Annotated in this window: 19 protein-coding genes; 11 read left to right on the forward strand and 8 right to left on the reverse strand. The window is 50.3% G+C overall.

Annotated features, from left to right (window positions below):
* Positions 1 to 6 precede the first annotated feature (6 nt).
* Positions 7 to 1,122: an aldose sugar dehydrogenase YliI gene (gene yliI, locus FC814_RS08690; protein ID WP_137325823.1), complete on the forward strand. Its 1,116-nt coding sequence runs from the start codon at positions 7 to 9 to the stop codon at positions 1,120 to 1,122.
* Here yliI and gstB read toward each other — a convergent pair.
* The gene (gene gstB, locus FC814_RS08695) at positions 1,119 to 1,745 is read right to left on the reverse strand and encodes a glutathione S-transferase GstB (RefSeq protein WP_010347520.1); all 627 of its coding nucleotides are present in this window, start codon (positions 1,743 to 1,745) and stop codon (positions 1,119 to 1,121) included. The two genes, yliI and gstB, sit on opposite strands and share 4 nt — an antisense overlap.
* Before the next feature lie 246 nt (positions 1,746 to 1,991).
* Here gstB and dacC point away from each other — a divergent pair, with 246 nt between their 5' ends.
* On the forward strand, positions 1,992 to 3,194 hold the full coding sequence (gene dacC, locus FC814_RS08700; protein WP_024212562.1) for a serine-type D-Ala-D-Ala carboxypeptidase: 1,203 nt from the start codon (positions 1,992 to 1,994) through the stop codon (positions 3,192 to 3,194).
* 47 nt (positions 3,195 to 3,241) lie between these two features.
* On the opposite strand, the gene deoR is transcribed toward dacC, so the two are convergent.
* Positions 3,242 to 4,000 carry a DNA-binding transcriptional repressor DeoR gene (gene deoR, locus FC814_RS08705; protein WP_000450137.1) on the reverse strand — a complete coding sequence of 253 codons (759 nt, stop codon included), beginning with the start codon at positions 3,998 to 4,000 and terminating at the stop codon, positions 3,242 to 3,244.
* Between the two features lie 57 nt (positions 4,001 to 4,057).
* On the reverse strand, positions 4,058 to 4,654 hold the full coding sequence (ybjG, locus tag FC814_RS08710) for an undecaprenyl-diphosphate phosphatase (RefSeq protein WP_000892324.1): 597 nt from the start codon (positions 4,652 to 4,654) through the stop codon (positions 4,058 to 4,060).
* Between the two features lie 283 nt (positions 4,655 to 4,937).
* On the opposite strand from ybjG, the gene mdfA reads away from it, so the two are divergent.
* Positions 4,938 to 6,170, forward strand: coding sequence for a multidrug efflux MFS transporter MdfA (mdfA, locus tag FC814_RS08715; protein WP_010347523.1), 1,233 nt, complete (start codon positions 4,938 to 4,940; stop codon positions 6,168 to 6,170).
* A gap of 40 nt (positions 6,171 to 6,210) precedes the next feature.
* Here the strand turns inward: mdfA and ybjH are convergent, their stop codons facing one another.
* The 3 genes from ybjH to FC814_RS08730 all read right to left on the reverse strand — a co-directional run bounded on the left by ybjH (position 6,211) and on the right by FC814_RS08730 (position 8,603).
* Complete coding sequence (ybjH, locus tag FC814_RS08720; RefSeq protein ID WP_077629224.1) at positions 6,211 to 6,495, reverse strand: protein YbjH; 285 nt, start codon at positions 6,493 to 6,495, stop codon at positions 6,211 to 6,213.
* Positions 6,496 to 6,579: 84 nt separating this feature from the next.
* Positions 6,580 to 7,395 (reverse strand): 5-amino-6-(5-phospho-D-ribitylamino)uracil phosphatase, encoded by an 816-nt coding sequence (ybjI, locus tag FC814_RS08725; RefSeq protein ID WP_137325824.1) that lies wholly within the window; start codon positions 7,393 to 7,395, stop codon positions 6,580 to 6,582.
* Positions 7,395 to 8,603, reverse strand: coding sequence for an MFS transporter (locus FC814_RS08730; protein ID WP_000217871.1), 1,209 nt, complete (start codon positions 8,601 to 8,603; stop codon positions 7,395 to 7,397). The genes ybjI and FC814_RS08730 overlap by 1 nt, the downstream gene beginning before the upstream one ends.
* A gap of 83 nt (positions 8,604 to 8,686) precedes the next feature.
* On the opposite strand from FC814_RS08730, the gene rcdA reads away from it, so the two are divergent.
* Positions 8,687 to 9,262: a DNA-binding transcriptional regulator RcdA gene (gene rcdA, locus FC814_RS08735; protein ID WP_001250444.1), complete on the forward strand. Its 576-nt coding sequence runs from the start codon at positions 8,687 to 8,689 to the stop codon at positions 9,260 to 9,262.
* Between the two features lie 135 nt (positions 9,263 to 9,397).
* On the opposite strand, the gene FC814_RS08745 is transcribed toward rcdA, so the two are convergent.
* On the reverse strand, positions 9,398 to 11,083 hold the full coding sequence (locus tag FC814_RS08745; RefSeq protein WP_001024863.1) for an aspartate:alanine antiporter: 1,686 nt from the start codon (positions 11,081 to 11,083) through the stop codon (positions 9,398 to 9,400).
* A gap of 268 nt (positions 11,084 to 11,351) precedes the next feature.
* Between FC814_RS08745 and FC814_RS08750 the strand changes: the two genes are divergently transcribed.
* On the forward strand, positions 11,352 to 11,729 hold the full coding sequence (locus FC814_RS08750) for an inner membrane protein YbjM (RefSeq protein ID WP_000681103.1): 378 nt from the start codon (positions 11,352 to 11,354) through the stop codon (positions 11,727 to 11,729).
* A 31-nt stretch (positions 11,730 to 11,760) separates the two neighbouring features.
* On the opposite strand, the gene grxA is transcribed toward FC814_RS08750, so the two are convergent.
* Positions 11,761 to 12,018, reverse strand: coding sequence for a glutaredoxin 1 (grxA, locus tag FC814_RS08755; protein ID WP_001195223.1), 258 nt, complete (start codon positions 12,016 to 12,018; stop codon positions 11,761 to 11,763).
* Positions 12,019 to 12,177: 159 nt separating this feature from the next.
* Here grxA and FC814_RS08760 point away from each other — a divergent pair, with 159 nt between their 5' ends.
* The 6 genes from FC814_RS08760 (at position 12,178) to potG (ending at position 17,389) form a co-directional block, all read left to right on the forward strand.
* On the forward strand, positions 12,178 to 12,465 hold the full coding sequence (locus tag FC814_RS08760) for a YbjC family protein (RefSeq protein ID WP_001201565.1): 288 nt from the start codon (positions 12,178 to 12,180) through the stop codon (positions 12,463 to 12,465).
* The gene (gene nfsA / locus FC814_RS08765) at positions 12,449 to 13,171 is read left to right on the forward strand and encodes a nitroreductase NfsA (protein ID WP_021550513.1); all 723 of its coding nucleotides are present in this window, start codon (positions 12,449 to 12,451) and stop codon (positions 13,169 to 13,171) included. Before FC814_RS08760 ends, nfsA begins: the two co-directional genes overlap by 17 nt.
* A gap of 60 nt (positions 13,172 to 13,231) precedes the next feature.
* On the forward strand, positions 13,232 to 14,134 hold the full coding sequence (rimK, locus tag FC814_RS08770) for a 30S ribosomal protein S6--L-glutamate ligase (RefSeq protein WP_085460560.1): 903 nt from the start codon (positions 13,232 to 13,234) through the stop codon (positions 14,132 to 14,134).
* A gap of 87 nt (positions 14,135 to 14,221) precedes the next feature.
* Positions 14,222 to 14,698, forward strand: a complete 477-nt coding sequence (locus FC814_RS08775; RefSeq protein ID WP_000203025.1) for a YbjN domain-containing protein — start codon at positions 14,222 to 14,224, stop codon at positions 14,696 to 14,698.
* A gap of 350 nt (positions 14,699 to 15,048) precedes the next feature.
* Entirely contained in the window at positions 15,049 to 16,161 is a 1,113-nt protein-coding gene (potF, locus tag FC814_RS08780; RefSeq protein ID WP_085460561.1) for a spermidine/putrescine ABC transporter substrate-binding protein PotF, read from the forward strand.
* Between the two features lie 94 nt (positions 16,162 to 16,255).
* Positions 16,256 to 17,389: a putrescine ABC transporter ATP-binding subunit PotG gene (gene potG, locus FC814_RS08785; RefSeq protein WP_137325825.1), complete on the forward strand. Its 1,134-nt coding sequence runs from the start codon at positions 16,256 to 16,258 to the stop codon at positions 17,387 to 17,389.
* The last annotated feature ends 6 nt before the right edge of the window (positions 17,390 to 17,395 follow it).

Raw genomic sequence — 17,395 nt, forward strand, 5'->3', positions numbered from 1 at the left:
GGCGTTATGCATCGACAATCCCTTTTCCTTGTGCCCTTTCTCTGTGTTTCTTCCGCTCTCTGGGCGGCTCCCGCGCCGGTAAATGTCGAAGTACTGCAAGACAAACTCGACCATCCGTGGGCGCTGGCCTTTTTACCTGATAATCACGGCATGTTAATCACCCTGCGCGGTGGCGAGTTGCGTCACTGGCAAGCAGGAAAAGGATTATCTGCGCCGCTTGTCGGTGTGCCGGAAGTCTGGGCGCGCGGGCAGGGCGGCCTGCTGGATGTGGCATTAGCGCCTGATTTTGCCCAGTCGCGCCGCATCTGGTTAAGTTATTCCGAAGTTGGCGATGATGGCAAAGCCGGAACTGCCGTGGGGTATGGCCGCTTAAGTGATGATCTCTCAAAAGTGACCGACTTCCGCACTGTCTTTCGCCAGACACCAAAACTTTCTACCGGCAACCATTTTGGCGGGCGGCTGGTCTTCGACGGTAACGGTTATCTTTTTGTTGCTCTGGGCGAAAACAATCAGCGTCTGACGGCGCAAGATCTGGATAAATTACAGGGCAAACTGGTGCGTCTGACCGAACAGGGCGAGATCCCGGATGATAATCCCTTTGTAAACGAATCCGGTGCGCGAGCCGGGATCTGGTCTTATGGCATTCGTAACCCGCAAGGGATGGCGATGAATCCGTGGAGTAATGCGCTGTGGCTGAATGAACATGGCCCGCGCGGTGGTGATGAAATTAATATCCCGCAAAAAGGCAAAAACTACGGTTGGCCGCTGGCAACCTGGGGTATTAATTACTCAGGTTTTAAAATACCGGAAGCAAAAGGGGAAATCGTCGCCGGAACCGAGCAACCGGTTTTTTACTGGAAAGATTCGCCCGCCGTGAGCGGTATGGCCTTCTATAACAGTGACAAATTCCCCCAGTGGCAGCAAAAATTATTTATTGGCGCGCTGAAAGATAAAGATGTCATCGTGATGAGCGTCAAAGGCGACAAAGTGACGGAAGATGGCCGCATATTAACGGACAGGGGGCAGCGAATTCGTGACGTTCGCACTGGACCCGACGGTTATTTATACGTTCTCACCGACGAGCCCAACGGGGAATTACTCAAAGTTAGCCCACGCAATTAGCTAACGGGGATCATCACCACTTTGCGCACAGCGGGGCGTTCGGTGAGTTGCTGATACCAGCGTTGCAGATTCGGACGCGGTGTCCAGGTCAGGCCAACGTTAAACAAATTGTAAATAAACGGTGCGATAGCGATATCGCCCACACCAAACTCGTCGCCAGAAAACCATTTTACTTTTGCCAGCTCCGCATCGAGTAGGGCAAACAGGGCATCGCACTCTTTGCAGCTGGCATCAATGGCGGCCTGATTACGTTCTTCTGGTGGCGTTCTGACTAATCCCATCAGGATCCCACGATGGGCATTGCTGAGCGTCTGGTTTGCCCAGTCCATCCACTTTTCGGCTTCTGCGCGACGTGCCGGTGAGTCGATCCACAGACGTTCTTGCCCGTACTGTGCCGCCAGATAGCGGACAATGGCGTTTGATTCCCAAAGAATTAAATCACTTTCGTCATCACGCAACAGCGGCACCAGCCCGTTAGGGTTCATCGCCAGAAAATCGGCGTCATGGTTTACCCCAAACTCACGACCCGCCAAAATTTGCTCATAAGGCAGTTCCAGTTCTTCGAGCGTCAGCAACACTTTTTTAACGTTGGTTGAATTATTCCGACCCCACAACGTAATCATACTCACCCCTTTTCCGACAGGCAGCCACAGGCTGAACAGGACTCCGATGGTGAAGTAAAGTTAACTTTTAAGCAACAGCGAGTAAAAAAATGACGCCAGAAGCAGCGAAGCGGCAGGATATTGCATAAACTTTAAAAACTTTACCAACTTACGGTTTCTTTAAACTTGTGTGTGCGTTATTAATCACCGAACTTATCATACGGCGATATAACGTATTTTTTTTGAATGGATACTCGGGTGGCATTTATGACGCAATACTCCTCTTTCCTTCGTGGTCTTGCAGCGGGTTCTGCATTTTTATTCCTTTTTGCCCCAACGGCATTCGCGGCAGAACAAACCGTTGAAGCGCCGAGCGTGGATGCGCGTGCATGGATTTTAATGGATTACGCCAGCGGTAAAGTGCTGGCAGAAGGCAATGCGGATGAGAAACTGGATCCCGCGAGTCTGACTAAAATCATGACCAGCTATGTGGTTGGGCAGGCGCTTAAGGCCGATAAGATCAAACTCACCGATATGGTGACGGTCGGTAAAGATGCCTGGGCGACGGGAAACCCGGCACTGCGCGGTTCGTCGGTAATGTTCCTCAAACCGGGCGATCAGGTTTCGGTGGCGGATTTGAACAAAGGTGTGATTATCCAGTCCGGTAATGACGCCTGTATTGCGTTGGCCGATTACGTTGCCGGGAGTCAGGAGTCATTTATTGGTTTGATGAATGGTTATGCCAAAAAACTGGGTCTGACCAACACCACCTTCCAGACGGTGCACGGTCTGGATGCGCCGGGGCAATTCAGTACCGCGCGCGATATGGCATTGCTGGGTAAAGCGTTAATCCACGATGTGCCGGAAGAGTACGCTATTCATAAAGAGAAAGAGTTTACCTTTAACAAAATTCGTCAGCCTAACCGTAATCGTCTGCTGTGGAGCAGCAATCTGAATGTTGATGGCATGAAGACCGGAACCACGGCAGGTGCGGGATATAATCTGGTTGCTTCGGCTACCCAGGGTGATATGCGTTTAATCTCCGTAGTGCTGGGGGCAAAAACTGACCGCATCCGTTTTAATGAGTCTGAGAAATTACTGACCTGGGGCTTTCGCTTTTTTGAAACCGTGACGCCAATTAAACCTGATGCCACCTTTGTGACTCAGCGCGTCTGGTTTGGTGATAAGAGCGAAGTGAATCTCGGCGCAGGCGAAGGGGGATCAGTGACCATCCCACGCGGGCAACTGAAAAACCTGAAAGCGAGTTATACGTTAACGGAACCGCAGCTCACCGCGCCGCTGAAAAAAGGTCAGGTTGTCGGCACCATTGATTTCCAGCTTAACGGTAAATCTATTGAACAGCGTCCGCTGATCGTGATGGAAAATGTGGAAGAGGGTGGGTTCTTTGGTCGGATGTGGGACTTCGTGATGATGAAATTCCATCAGTGGTTCGGCAGCTGGTTCTCTTAATCTTCTGATGACCGGATGGCGCGGAAACGTCATCCGGTTATGCGTCATTAATACATCAACTTAATACGCTGCGCCTGCGCATACTTCACATACTCATCTTCCGGACAACAATCGCTCACCACAATATCAAAGCGTTTCAGCTCGCCCATGCGCGCCGGACGTACCTTGCCAAACTTACTGTGGTCGACAACCAGCACGTGCTTTTGTGCCATCGACATCGCCCAGTGTTTTACCGGCAACTCTTCAAGATTAAAACAGGTTGCGCCTTTACTGACATGCACGCCAGCTGCGGAATAAAAAGCGATATCCGGGCAAAAATTATTCAGTGTTTGCTGAAAATCAATGGGTTTGAAAATAGCGTTGCTGGCGTGAAATTCACCACCGCAAAGAAACGCGCGACAATGGGGTTTCTCTTTCAGCGCCAGAAAGGTATTTAGTGAATAACAAATGGCGGTGAAAGGGATTTCATTATCTATCGCTTCAATAATCCACGGCGTGGTGGTGCCGCAGTCAAAAAAGAGGGTCTGATCGGGTTCAACCAGCGTCGCGGCCAGTTTTGCCGCCCGGCGTTTTTCTTCCACCAGGCGGGATTTTTGATCGCTTAACAGGTAATGGCTGGCACTGCGCGGTTCCAGAACAATATAGCCGCCGAGTAGTACGACGGGGGCACTGTTGTTATTCAAATCACGACGAATCGTCATCTCTGAAACCCCAAGCAGGGCGGCGGCATCCTTCAGGTGTAACTTATCGCTGCGTTTTAATTCTTGTAGTAACTGCCCGATACGCTCTTCGCGACGTGTTTCCATATTCCCTCTGAATAGTTATTGAAGCGAGCCGCCTGATATTACACTTTTTATCCGAAATCAGCCACGCACCCAGCCTTTACGTATAGGTAAGGCGAAACAGAAGCGATACCATAATTGCAGCTTCTGGTAGAGCATTGCCCCCACAGCCTGCCAGATAATCTGGGCGCTAAGGCAACCAATCATTCCTGCCAACAATCCACCGAGCATGTCCAGCGGCCAGTGAACACCGAGATAAACACGTGACCAGGCAATGACCACCGCCAGCGTCATGAGGATTGCGCCTGACCACAGGCGATGCCAGCATAAAAATGCCAGCGCAAAGGTAAATATCACCGTGCCGTGATCGCTTGGGAAAGAGTCATCCGCCGCATGATGCAGGAAGTTGTAGCCGATATGATCAACAAACGGACGGTCGTGCGGAAATAAGTGCCCCATCGTCCAGGAAACAAACAGGCCGACCGCCAGCGCGATAGCGATTTTTATCACCAGTTGCCGTTGCGCTGTAAACCCCCATAGCCAAAGCACCGTAGCCAGCAGCGGTACTACAGTAATTAAATCTTTGGCAATAAAAATCGCTAACGAGATCATCCATGCGGATGAGTCTGGCGTCGCGTTAATAAGAGAGAATAATGAGTAATTCAGATTTTCCAGCATAATTTTCAGACTCAAAAGGTGATTATTGGGGAGCCATCAGGCAAGTCGATGAGCATAAAGTGCATGTTAAACAGGGTAAAGCGGCATCGTCTTATTTCACTTTCGGATTGGTTTACAACAGGGAATAGTAACGCGAAGGAATTAAATAAAGCTTAAAGAAAGAGTAGCTATACTCGGAATAATGTAAGAATGTGCTTAAGCGTGGTTTCACCTACAAAATTTGCTTTCTCGTTTGCCGCGCTTTTATTAAACTTTGCGCGATTATTATTGGCGAAGAAATTGCATGCAAAATAGATTAGCTTCCGGTGCCCGGCTTGGACGTCAGGCGTTACTTTTTCCTCTCTGTCTGGTGCTCTACGAATTCTCGACCTATATCGGCAATGATATGATTCAACCCGGTATGCTCGCTGTAGTGGAAGAGTATCAGGCGGGTATTGACTGGGTTCCTACTTCGATGACCGCTTACCTGGCGGGCGGGATGTTTTTACAGTGGCTTCTGGGACCGCTGTCGGATCGTATTGGCCGCCGTCCGGTGATGCTGGCGGGCGTGGTGTGGTTTATCGTCACCTGTCTGGCAATATTGTTGGCGCAAAACATTGAACAATTCACGCTATTACGCTTCCTGCAAGGGATAAGCCTTTGTTTCATTGGCGCTGTCGGATACGCCGCGATTCAGGAATCCTTCGAAGAGGCGGTTTGTATCAAGATCACCGCGCTGATGGCGAACGTGGCGCTGATTGCTCCGCTACTCGGTCCGCTGGTGGGCGCCGCATGGATTCATGTGCTGCCCTGGGAGGGGATGTTTGTCTTGTTTGCCGCATTGGCAGCGATCTCCTTTTTCGGTCTGCAACGCGCTATGCCGGAAACCGCCACGCGTATTGGTGAGAAACTGTCCCTGAAAGAGCTTGGGCATGACTACAAGCTGGTGCTGAAGAACGGTCGCTTTGTTGCCGGAGCTCTGGCGCTGGGGTTCGTCAGCCTGCCGTTGCTGGCGTGGATCGCCCAGTCACCAATTATCATTATCACTGGCGAAAAGTTGAGCAGCTATGAATATGGTTTGCTGCAAGTGCCAGTTTTCGGGGCGTTAATTGCGGGTAACTTGCTGTTAGCGCGTTTGACCTCGCGCCGCACCGTTCGTGCATTGATCATCATGGGCGGTTGGCCGATTATGATTGGCCTGTTAGTCGCCGCTGCCGCAACGGTTATCTCATCGCACGCGTATTTATGGATGACCGCCGGGTTAAGTATTTATGCTTTTGGTATTGGCCTGGCGAATGCGGGGCTGGTGCGATTAACCCTGTTTGCCAGCGATATGAGTAAAGGTACGGTTTCTGCGGCGATGGGGATGTTACAAATGCTGATCTTTACCGTCGGTATCGAAATCAGTAAACATGCCTGGCTGAACGGGGGCAACGGCCTGTTTAATCTCTTTAACCTTGCCAACGGAATTTTGTGGTTGCTGCTGATGTTTATCTTTTTAAAAGATAAACAAACAGGAAATTCAAACGACGGATAAGAAAATGCCTAGTTGCTTTGCACAATCAGGCATTCATGGATTAATGGTGATGGTCGTCGATTTGATGTTCGATAACCATCCCTTCGCCTACACTGGCAAGGTGACGAACATACGGATGTGGGCGGTAAGCCGGAGCTGGAGTAGGCGCCACATAGACAGTTTGCGGTACAGTCGCGACGCTGACCGCTTGTGGAACGCTGACTGAATCGGGGACTACCACCACTTTGTATCCGCTCGGCACATCAACGGTGACACTTTGCGCCATTGCCACACCAGTAAAACTCAACAGAAACGCGCCCAGCAGTACACAATTTTTCATCATCATTTCGCCTGAAATAATCCAGAAGGGGAATTTCCGCGAATTATGCATCCTTCATTCAGGCATTGTGTTGCCGGGCGTGCTGCCGTTTTATTGATTAAATGGCGCTTCGTGCTTAAGAACTTTATCGATCACATCCAGTACGCCTTCACGGTTATTGGAGCCAGCGCGGTATTTCGCCGCAGCTACGACCGCGTTGCCGGCATTTTCCATCGCAAAGCTAAAGCCAGCCTGGCGCAGCATTTCGATATCGTTACCGCCATCGCCAAAGACCACCACTTCACTGTCGTCTATTCCCCATAACTTCTGGAGTTGCCGCAGGCCATTGGCTTTATGTACGCCGGGGATAATCAGATCGATGCTACCGTTGCCGGTGTGAACCGGCACCATAATATCGCCAATCGAATCATGTAACTCTTTTTGCACTTGCGGAATGAGTTCGTCAGAGAGGTTTAACCCAAATTTGAAGAAAATATCGTCGATATTGTCAAAGTTATCGACATATTCCAGACGGTGATAATACATTTCCGCCACCGTTTTCATGGCATCGTCATATTTTTTGAGGGTATAGGCGCTATTTTTTCCGCAGGCAATAATTTCCACTTCCGGGCGCGTCAGTAAATGTTCCACTACAGTGGTAAATGCATTTTTCGACAGCTTGCCATTAAAAACATCTTTGCCTTCGCTCACTACCCAACCGCCGTTTTCTGCCACAAAGGCAATTTCATCGGCAATTTCGGGGAAGAAAGAGATCAACTGATAATATTGATTCCCACTGGCGACCACAAAGCGAATCCCTTGTGCTTTCATTTGCTGATATTGAGCCATAAACCGCTCGCGGTTATAGGTTTTTTGATCGCTTAAGAAAGTACCATCCATGTCTACCGCAATTAATTTAATGCTCATCAACTATTCTCCATCGCCGTTTGCGTTTTGGTATCGGGTTTGGCGACGGCCTTCGCGACAATAGCCGCGAGAATAACCAGCGCCAGTACAACCAGCATTGCACTACGTAATCCATAATGTTCGCCGAGATAGCCCAGCAGCGGCGGCCCGACGAGGAAAGCCAGATAACCGGTTGTTGCTACCACGCTGACGCGGGTTGGCGCATCGGGGCCGGTATCACTGGCGGCAGAAATGGTCAGCGGGAAGCCCAGCGAGGCACCCAATCCCCAAAGGACAACAGACACCCCCGCGACCCAGGCGCTATCGACAAAAATAATCAGCCCAATACCCAACGCACCCATTAGCGCACTGGCCCGAACCACGGCAACGCGACTGTAACGGTCTATGAACCAACCGCCAGTGAAGCGTCCAACGGTCATCCCCAGGGTAAAACCGGCATAAATCAGCGAGCCGGAAGTAGGGCTAAAACCGTGACCATCAACCATTAATAAGGGTAACCAGTCGTTGGCAGAACCTTCTGCAAACGCCATCGCCAGCACCACGACACCAATCAATAGCAACTGGATATCGCGATAAAAAGGTACGCCTTTTTCGCCATGCTGCGTGCCATCGGCGGCATTTTTTCCTGTTCCGTCAGGGATTGCCTGAATGGCGATATAAATAGGTGCGATGCCGACCAGTGCCGCCAACAAAATATGCACAGTTGCCGGAACGCCAAAGGCCGTCAGCGCCATCCCGACACCAGCACCTGCCAGCGTGCCCAGGCTATAAAAGCCGTGCATCATCGGCAAAACCGTTTTATTCATTTCTCGCTCAACGGCGGCACCTTCAACGTTTATCGCCACTTCCGCAGAACCAAAACTGGCTCCAAAGACGCCAAGACCCACGGCAAAGAGCACGGGCGATGTCAGCCAGAGCGCCAGACTTAATATCATCATCCCGATCAACGCGCAGGACATCGTGACCAGGATGACATTACGCGTCCCAAAACGTTTCACTAACCACGCCGAGCAGAGAATTCCGCTCATCGAACCGATCGACAAGCCAAAGAGGACACCGCCCATTTCAGCGATCGAGACAGAAAGAATATCGCGGATAGCAGGCGTACGGGTTGCCCAGGATGCCATTAACAGGCCTGGCAAAAAGAAGAACATAAACAGCGCCCAGGTTCGGCGTTTCAAGGCATTACGTGAAGAATTTACGGTCATAGATCACGTCAAAAAAAGAAGAGGGAAGACAACATTAGCAAGGTTGTGTACATTTGTACACAATTGCAAAGAGAGGAAATGACATGCGTCGCGCTAACGATCCGCAACGGCGAGAAAAAATCATCCAGGCCACGCTGGAGGCGGTGAAACTTTACGGAATACATGCCGTTACACACCGCAAAATCGCTACCCTTGCCGGAGTGCCGTTGGGGTCGATGACCTACTATTTTTCAGGAATTGATGAGCTGCTGCTGGAGGCGTTCAGCAGTTTTACAGAGATAATGTCTAAGCAATATCAGGCATTTTTTAGTGATGTCAGTGATGCTTCAGGCGCCTGCCAGGCCATAACTGACATGATCTACAGCTCGCAGGTTGCAACGCCGGATAACATGGAACTGATGTATCAACTCTACGCATTGGCCAGCCGAAAACCGCTATTAAAAACGGTGATGCAAAACTGGATGCAGCGCAGTCAGCAAACGCTCGAACAATGGTTTGAACCCGGAACCGCCCGCGCGCTGGATGCATTTATTGAAGGGATGACACTGCATTTTGTCACTGACCGTAAGCCGCTATCGCGCGAGGATATTTTGCAGATGGTGGCGCAATTGGCAGGGCAGGAGATAAAATTCAGGCAACAAAAAACCCACCAACCTTGAACCGAAATGGCGGGGTTGATGGGCTCCACAAAATGGGGACATCAAAGAAAAGCAGTGGCACTAATTAAGACTGATGCCCCGAGGAAAAGTTCTGCGGTTGTGCAAAAAAATTTCATTTTTGGGGCAACTTCAGTTTTATCCGAGTCCTGGCCATACCATTACGATGATTGTCCCTGCCAACGTCAGCAGCACGTTAGCTATTGCATAAGTGCCCGCATAACCTAATGCCGGAATGTTGCTGCGCGCAGTGTCGCTGATGATCTCCATTGCTGGAGCACAAGTACGCGCGCCCATCATTGCACCGAACAACAGCGCGCGGTTCATGCGCAGCACGTAAGCGCCAAACAGGAAGCAAATAACAACAGGCACCAGGCTGACAATTAACCCGGCAATCAACATTTGACCGCCAATCGCGCCCAGGCCGTTATTGATGCCGCTGCCGGCACTTAAACCAACGCCCGCCATAAATACCATCAAACCGAACTCTTTCACCATGCTTAACGCGCCCTGGGGAATATAGCCGAAGGTTGGGTGGTTCGCTCGCATAAAGCCCAGCATAATACCAGCGAATAACAATCCGGCGGCGTTACCCATGCCGAAGCTGAATGTGCTGAACTGGAAGGTTATCATCCCGATCATCAGACCGATGACAAAGAACGCGCAGAATGCCAGTAGATCAGTAACCTGGCTGTGAATCGAGATAAAGCCGATGCGATCGGCGATGGTTTTCACGCGACGGGCATCGCCGCTCACCTGCAATACATCGCCTTTATTAAGCACCACGTTATCGTCGATCGGCATTTCGATCTGGCTGCGAATGACGCGGTTAAGGAAACAACCGTGATCGGTCAGCTTCAGTTGTGCCAGACGTTTACCGACAGCGTTATGGTTTTTGACGACCACCTCTTCAGTGACGATACGCATGTCGAGAAGGTCTCGATCAAAAACTTCTTTACCATTACGGAAGCTGGGATCGAGTCGGGCGTGGGCGTCGGGATAGCCTACCAACGCTATTTCATCGCCCATCTGTAGCACGGCGTCACCATCCGGATTTGCCAGAATCCCGTTACGACGAATACGTTCAATGTAGCAACCTGTTTGTCGATAAATACCCAGTTCACGCAAGTTTTTGCCGTCGGCCCAGGCGACCAGTTCCGGGCCGACGCGGTAGGCGCGAATTACCGGCAGATAGACTTTACGGCTGGCGTCGGTGTCCAGACCTCGCTCACGAGCGATTTGCTGGGCGCTGGTCTGTAAGTCCTGATGCTGCAACTTAGGCAAGTAACGCGCACCGACAATCAAACTCACCAGGCCAATCAAATAGGTTAATGCATACCCGAGGCTTAAATTATCCAGTGCCGCAGAGAGTTGCCTGCTTTCTATTCCAGAGTGGCGTAAGGTATCGCCCGCACCAACCAAAACCGGTGTTGATGTCATTGAGCCAGCCAACATACCAGCCGTCAGGCCGATGTCCCAGCCAAACAACTTACCCAGCCCTAAGGCGATCAGCAGTGCACTACCGACCATTACCAGGGCTAACATTAGGTAATTTTTACCATCGCGGAAAAAAATGGAAAAAAAGTTGGGTCCGGCTTCGACCCCGACGCAGAAAATAAACAGCATAAAGCCAAGATTAAGCGCGTCGGTGTTAATACTGAAATGTTGTTGCCCTAATAACAGTGATACGACTAAAACGCCAATGGAATTACCCAGTTGGATTGAACCAAGTCGTAATTTTCCGAGACATAGTCCAAGCGCGAGGACCACGAATAATAACAGAATGTAATTCCCATTTAACAATTCGGCGACGTTTATATTCACGGAGACTAACTTCTTGTTTACGAGTAAGCTGTTGAAAGAAATGGTAATTTAAGATAATGTTTTTACCTGAATTCAGAGCGCAGATTCATTCAGCGCACTTAATCAATAGTAAAGTAACAATATATTTTACTAGTGTAATCACATTAGATACCAACGGCTATAAGAATTGTGTTGGCCTATATTAGCATGGAATGCGAAGCGGCTTTATCTTACTGAGCGCCACACCGGCGAAAAATGTGTTCGATAGAGGCAGTGTCAGGAGGAACATGTGAAACATAAACAACATTGGGCGGGGGCAATTTGCTGTTTTGTCCTCTTTATTGTGGTGTGCCTTTTTCTGGCGACACATATGAAGGGAGCTTTTCGGGCTGCCGGGCACCCTGAAATCGGCTTACTGTTTTTCATTCTTCCTGGGGCTGTAGCCAGCTTTTTTTCGCGGCGTAGAGAAGTCCTTAAACCACTGTTTGGCGCAATGCTGGCAGCACCCTGTTCTATGTTAATTATGCGTCTGTTTTTTTCACCATCACGCTCATTCTGGCAGGAGCTGGCGTGGTTGTTGAGTGCCGTCTTCTGGTGTGCGCTGGGCGCGTTATGTTTTTTGTTTATTAGTAGCTTGTTCAGGCCACAACACAGAAAAAATCAATAAAGCCCTCAAACAGAGAGGGCTTATCCGGTAATCAGGCGTCAAGATTCTCTTTCACCCAGGCAGCAAAATCGGTATAGCCACCGATGTGTTGCTGATCGACAAAAATCTGCGGTACGGTTTCTACCGGCTTGCCAGCTTTCTGTTGCAGATCCTCTTTAGTGATCCCTTCAGCACGAATATCCACATACTGATAGTGAAAATCATCGTGTTCATTACTTAACTTTTCTGCCAAATCTTTGGCACGCACGCAGTAAGGGCAACCCGGACGACCGAAAATAACGGTTTGCATTGGCTTTCTCCATTTATCTGTCATGTGTGCATGATCATGCCAAATCTTATTCGCTGAAAGTAGGTTTAACCTGTTGCATTGATTGCTTAAAGCTATAACTGTTAAGCACAACGCGGCGAAAGGTTTTAAACTGGCAGCTCACTTTGCAGAGGGAAGTTTATGCGCGCGATCGGTAAATTGCCTAAAAGCGTGTTGATACTGGAATTTATTGGAATGATGTTACTGGCGGCGGCGCTGCTGTCGATAAGTGACAACTTTTCGCTTCCAGCGCCGTTTTCTACGCCAGAAGCGCAAATTCTGATGATTTTTCTCGGTGTTTTGCTCATGCTTCCCGCTGCGGTGGTGGTTATTCTTCAGGTGGCAAAACGGCTGGCCCCGCAACTGATGAATCATCCACTGGAATCTTCACGTTCAGAAAGAGAAAAAGATAATGACGCCAACCATTGAACTTATTTGTGGTCACCGCTCCATTCGCCATTTCACTGATGAACCTATCTCCGCTGAACAGCGTGAGGCGATTATCAACAGCGCCCGTGCGACCTCCAGTTCCAGCTTTTTGCAGTGTAGTAGCATTATTCGCATTACCGACCCCGCATTGCGTGAAGCCCTGGTGCCGCTGACCGGTGGGCAAAAACACGTTGCGCAAGCGGCGGAGTTTTGGGTGTTTTGCGCCGACTTTAACCGTCATTTGCAGATCTGCCCGGATGCTCAACTCGGCCTGGCAGAACAGTTGTTGCTCGGTGTTGTTGATACGGCGATGATGGCGCAAAATGCCTTAACCGCAGCGGAATCGTTGGGGTTGGGCGGTGTATATATTGGCGGCTTGCGCAATAACATTGAAGCGGTGACGGAGCTGCTGAAATTACCAAAGCATGTTCTGCCGCTGTTTGGCCTGTGTCTCGGCTGGCCTGCGGATAACCCGGATCTCAAGCCGCGTTTACCGGCCTCCATTTTGGTGCATGAAAACAGCTATCAACCGCTGGATAAAGACGCACTGGCGCAGTATGACGAGCAACTGGCGGAATATTATCTTACCCGTGGCAGCAATAATCGCCGGGATACCTGGAGCGATCATATTCGCCGGACGATTATCAAAGAAAGCCGTCCTTTTATTCTCGATTATTTGCATAAACAAGGTTGGGCGACGCGCTAAAACCGTTACGGCGATGTATTATACGCGGGCTTTTGACCAGGTCTGACAGAGAGGTGCAGGGTGAAAATTGCCATATTGTCCCGGGATGGAACGCTCTATTCGTGTAAGCGGTTGCGTGAAGCCGCCATACAGCGTGGTCACCTGGTTGAAATTCTCGATCCGCTTTCTTGCTACATGGACATAAATCCTGCGGCGTCTTCCATTCACTACAAAGGCCGTAAGTTACCCCATTTTGATGCAGTGATCCCACGTATTGGCACTGCTATAACCTTTTATGGGACGGCGGCGCTACGCCAGTTCGAAATGCTGGGCAGTTATCCGCTGAATGAATCGGTCGCGATTGCCCGGGCGCGTGACAAATTGCGTTCCATGCAACTGCTGGCGCGTCAGGGCATTGACCTGCCTGTCACGGGGATTGCGCATTCGCCGGATGATACCAGCGACTTAATCGATATGGTCGGTGGTGCGCCGCTGGTAGTTAAGCTGGTCGAAGGCACGCAGGGAATTGGTGTGGTGCTGGCGGAAACGCGCCAGGCGGCAGAAAGCGTGATTGATGCTTTTCGCGGCCTGAACGCCCATATTCTGGTGCAGGAATATATCAAAGAGGCGCAAGGGTGCGATATCCGCTGTCTGGTCGTCGGTGATGAAGTTGTCGCGGCGATTGAACGGCGGGCGAAAGAGGGCGATTTTCGCTCCAATTTGCATCGTGGCGGCGCGGCAAGCATCGCCAGTATCACGCCGAAAGAGCGTGAGATCGCCATCAAAGCCGCGCGAACGATGGCGCTGGATGTTGCCGGTGTGGATATTCTGCGTGCCAATCGCGGACCGTTGGTGATGGAGGTGAATGCGTCGCCGGGGCTGGAAGGAATAGAAAAAACCACCGGTATCGACATTGCGGGTAAAATGATCCGCTGGATCGAACGCCACGCCACGGCAGAATATTGCCTGAAAACGGGTGGTTAGTCGCAATCACATTACTGATCATGGTTTTGCCTGCGCTTTTTGCGTAAGCTGTGCCAGTCTTTTTATCGGAAGAGGTTGTACAAAATTATGACATCGCTGGTCGTTCCTGGTCTGGATACGTTGCGTCAATGGCTCGATGACCTGGGGATGAGTTTTTTTGAATGTGATAACTGTCAGGCTTTGCATCTGCCCCATATGCAGAATTTCGACGGTGTCTTTGATGCCAAAATCGACCTGATTGATAACACAATCCTGTTTTCTGCCATGGCGGAAGTCAGGCCTTCAGCCGTATTGCCGCTGGCGGCGGATTTATCAGCTATCAATGCCAGCTCACTGACCGTGAAAGCATTTCTCGATATGCAGGATGATAATCTGCCAAAGCTGGTGGTTTGCCAGTCTTTATCTGTTATGCAGGGCGTAACCTATGAACAGTTTGCATGGTTTGTACGCCAGAGCGAAGAGCAGATTTCAATGGTCATCCTCGAAGCTAATGCCCATCAGCTGCTGTTGCCGACTGACGATGAAGGGCAAAACAACGTTACCGAAAACTATTTCCTTCACTGATAACTTTCTTCGAGCACGCAGTCGCTGCCGCAGTGACTGCGCGTCGTAATATTTCCTGCTGATTTTAACCTTTCATTAAAGATTATTTCACTTCTATTGTGCCAGATTTGCTTTATCACATAGAGCAAATGCGCATAAAAATTTGTTAAATACCGTTTTTTAATTACAGCTATAGTTTCAAACCCTGGCTAAAGTTATTCTTGCGAGGCTTTTATATAGCGAGCAATGCTGGCCGGGAGAGAGTTCTCTTTTCTTGCACCGCGCCGATAAAAAATATGCACGTTTATTGCATATCTTTCAGTGTGACAACTTTTGTTCGTTTGTTAACGAACTTTCAGAAGGAAAGAGATATGACCGCCTTAAATAAAAAATGGCTATCGGGTCTGATTGCGGGTGCTCTGATGGCCGTCTCTGTCGGCACGCTCGCGACTGAACAAAAAACACTCCACATTTATAACTGGTCTGATTATATCGCCCCGGATACGGTGGCAAATTTTGAAAAAGAGACCGGTATTAAAGTCGTCTACGATGTTTTTGATTCCAACGAAGTGCTGGAAGGCAAATTAATGGCGGGGAGTACCGGTTTTGACCTGGTCGTGCCGTCAGCCAGCTTTCTTGAACGCCAGTTGACTGCGGGTGTGTTCCAGCCGCTGGATAAAAGCAAATTGCCGGAGTGGAAGAATCTCGATCCAGAATTACTTAAGCTGGTGGCAAAACACGACCCGGATAATAAATTTGCTATGCCGTATATGTGGGCGACTACCGGGATTGGGTATAACGTCGATAAAGTCAAAGCGGTGCTGGGCGAAAATGCGCCGGTCGATAGCTGGGACTTGATCCTCAAACCTGAAAATCTGGAAAAACTGAAAAGCTGTGGTGTCTCTTTCCTCGATGCGCCGGAAGAAGTTTTTGCCACTGTGTTGAATTATCTTGGTAAAGATCCGAACAGCACCAAAGCGGATGATTACACCGGACCAGCGACTGACCTGCTATTGAAACTACGCCCGAATATTCGTTATTTCCATTCATCTCAATATATTAACGACCTGGCTAATGGCGACATCTGCGTGGCGATTGGCTGGGCGGGCGATGTCTGGCAGGCCTCCAACCGCGCGAAGGAGGCGAAGAATGGCGTGAATGTCTCTTTCTCGATTCCGAAAGAAGGGGCGATGGCATTCTTTGACGTCTTTGCCATGCCTGCCGATGCCAAAAATAAAGACGAAGCGTATCAGTTCCTGAATTATTTGTTGCGCCCGGATGTAGTAGCGCATATCTCCGACCATGTGTTCTATGCCAACGCCAATAAAGCAGCTACGCCGCTGGTGAGTGCGGAAGTGCGTGATAATCCAGGGATTTATCCTCCAGCGGACGTTCGCGCCAAAATGTTCACCCTGCAAGTGCAGGATCCGAAAATCGATCGTGTGCGCACCCGCGCGTGGACCAAAGTGAAGAGCGGAAAATAATCCGCTGCCGTAGATGCCGGACGGGCGCACCACTCCCGCCGGCAATTCGCACCATCCTGGTGCGCTTGCACACATTAAATGCCGGAGAGCAGCCGTGAATGACGCTATCCCTCGCCCGCAGGCGAAAAGTCGTAAGTCGCTGACACCACTATTAGAAATCCGCAATTTGACCAAATCTTACGATGGTCAACACGCGGTCGATGATGTCAGTCTGACCATTTATAAAGGCGAAATCTTTGCACTGCTGGGCGCATCCGGCTGTGGCAAGTCCACACTGCTGCGTATGTTGGCAGGTTTCGAACAACCTTCTGCCGGGCAGATTATGCTTGATGGCGTCGATTTGTCACAGGTTCCGCCTTATCTGCGCCCCATCAACATGATGTTCCAGTCCTACGCGCTATTCCCCCATATGACCGTGGAGCAAAACATTGCCTTTGGTCTGAAACAAGACAAGTTACCAAAAGCGGAAATTGCCAGTCGGGTCAATGAAATGCTGGGGCTGGTGCATATGCAGGAGTTTGCCAAACGCAAACCGCATCAGCTTTCCGGTGGCCAACGTCAGCGAGTGGCGCTGGCCCGAAGCCTCGCCAAACGCCCGAAACTATTACTGCTCGATGAACCGATGGGCGCGCTGGATAAAAAACTGCGCGACCGGATGCAGCTTGAAGTGGTGGATATTCTGGAGCGTGTCGGCGTGACCTGTGTGATGGTAACGCACGATCAGGAAGAGGCGATGACCATGGCGGGGCGCATCGCGATTATGAATCGCGGTAAATTTGTTCAGATTGGCGAGCCGGAGGAAATTTATGAGCACCCGACGACACGATATAGCGCCGAGTTCATTGGGTCGGTCAATGTTTTCGAAGGGCTGCTAAAGGAACGCCAGGAAGATGGCCTGTTGCTTTATTCGCCAAGGCTGGTGCATCCGCTGAAAGTCGACGCGGATGCCTCGGTGGTCGATAACGTGCCAGTACATGTGGCGCTGCGCCCGGAAAAAATCATGCTCTGTGACGAACCGCCTGCTGATGGCTGCAATTTTGCAGTGGGAGAGGTGACACATATTGCCTATCTCGGTGATTTGTCTGTTTATCATGTTCGCCTGAAAAGCGGGCAGATGATCAGCGCCCAGTTACAAAACGCCCATCGTTTTCGCAAAGGGTTACCGACCTGGGGCGATGAAGTTCGTTTGTGCTGGGAATCAGACAGTTGTGTGGTGCTGACGGTTTAAGGAGCA

This window comes from Escherichia sp. MR (assembly GCF_005280595.1).
Taxonomy (GTDB): domain Bacteria; phylum Pseudomonadota; class Gammaproteobacteria; order Enterobacterales; family Enterobacteriaceae; genus Escherichia; species Escherichia ruysiae.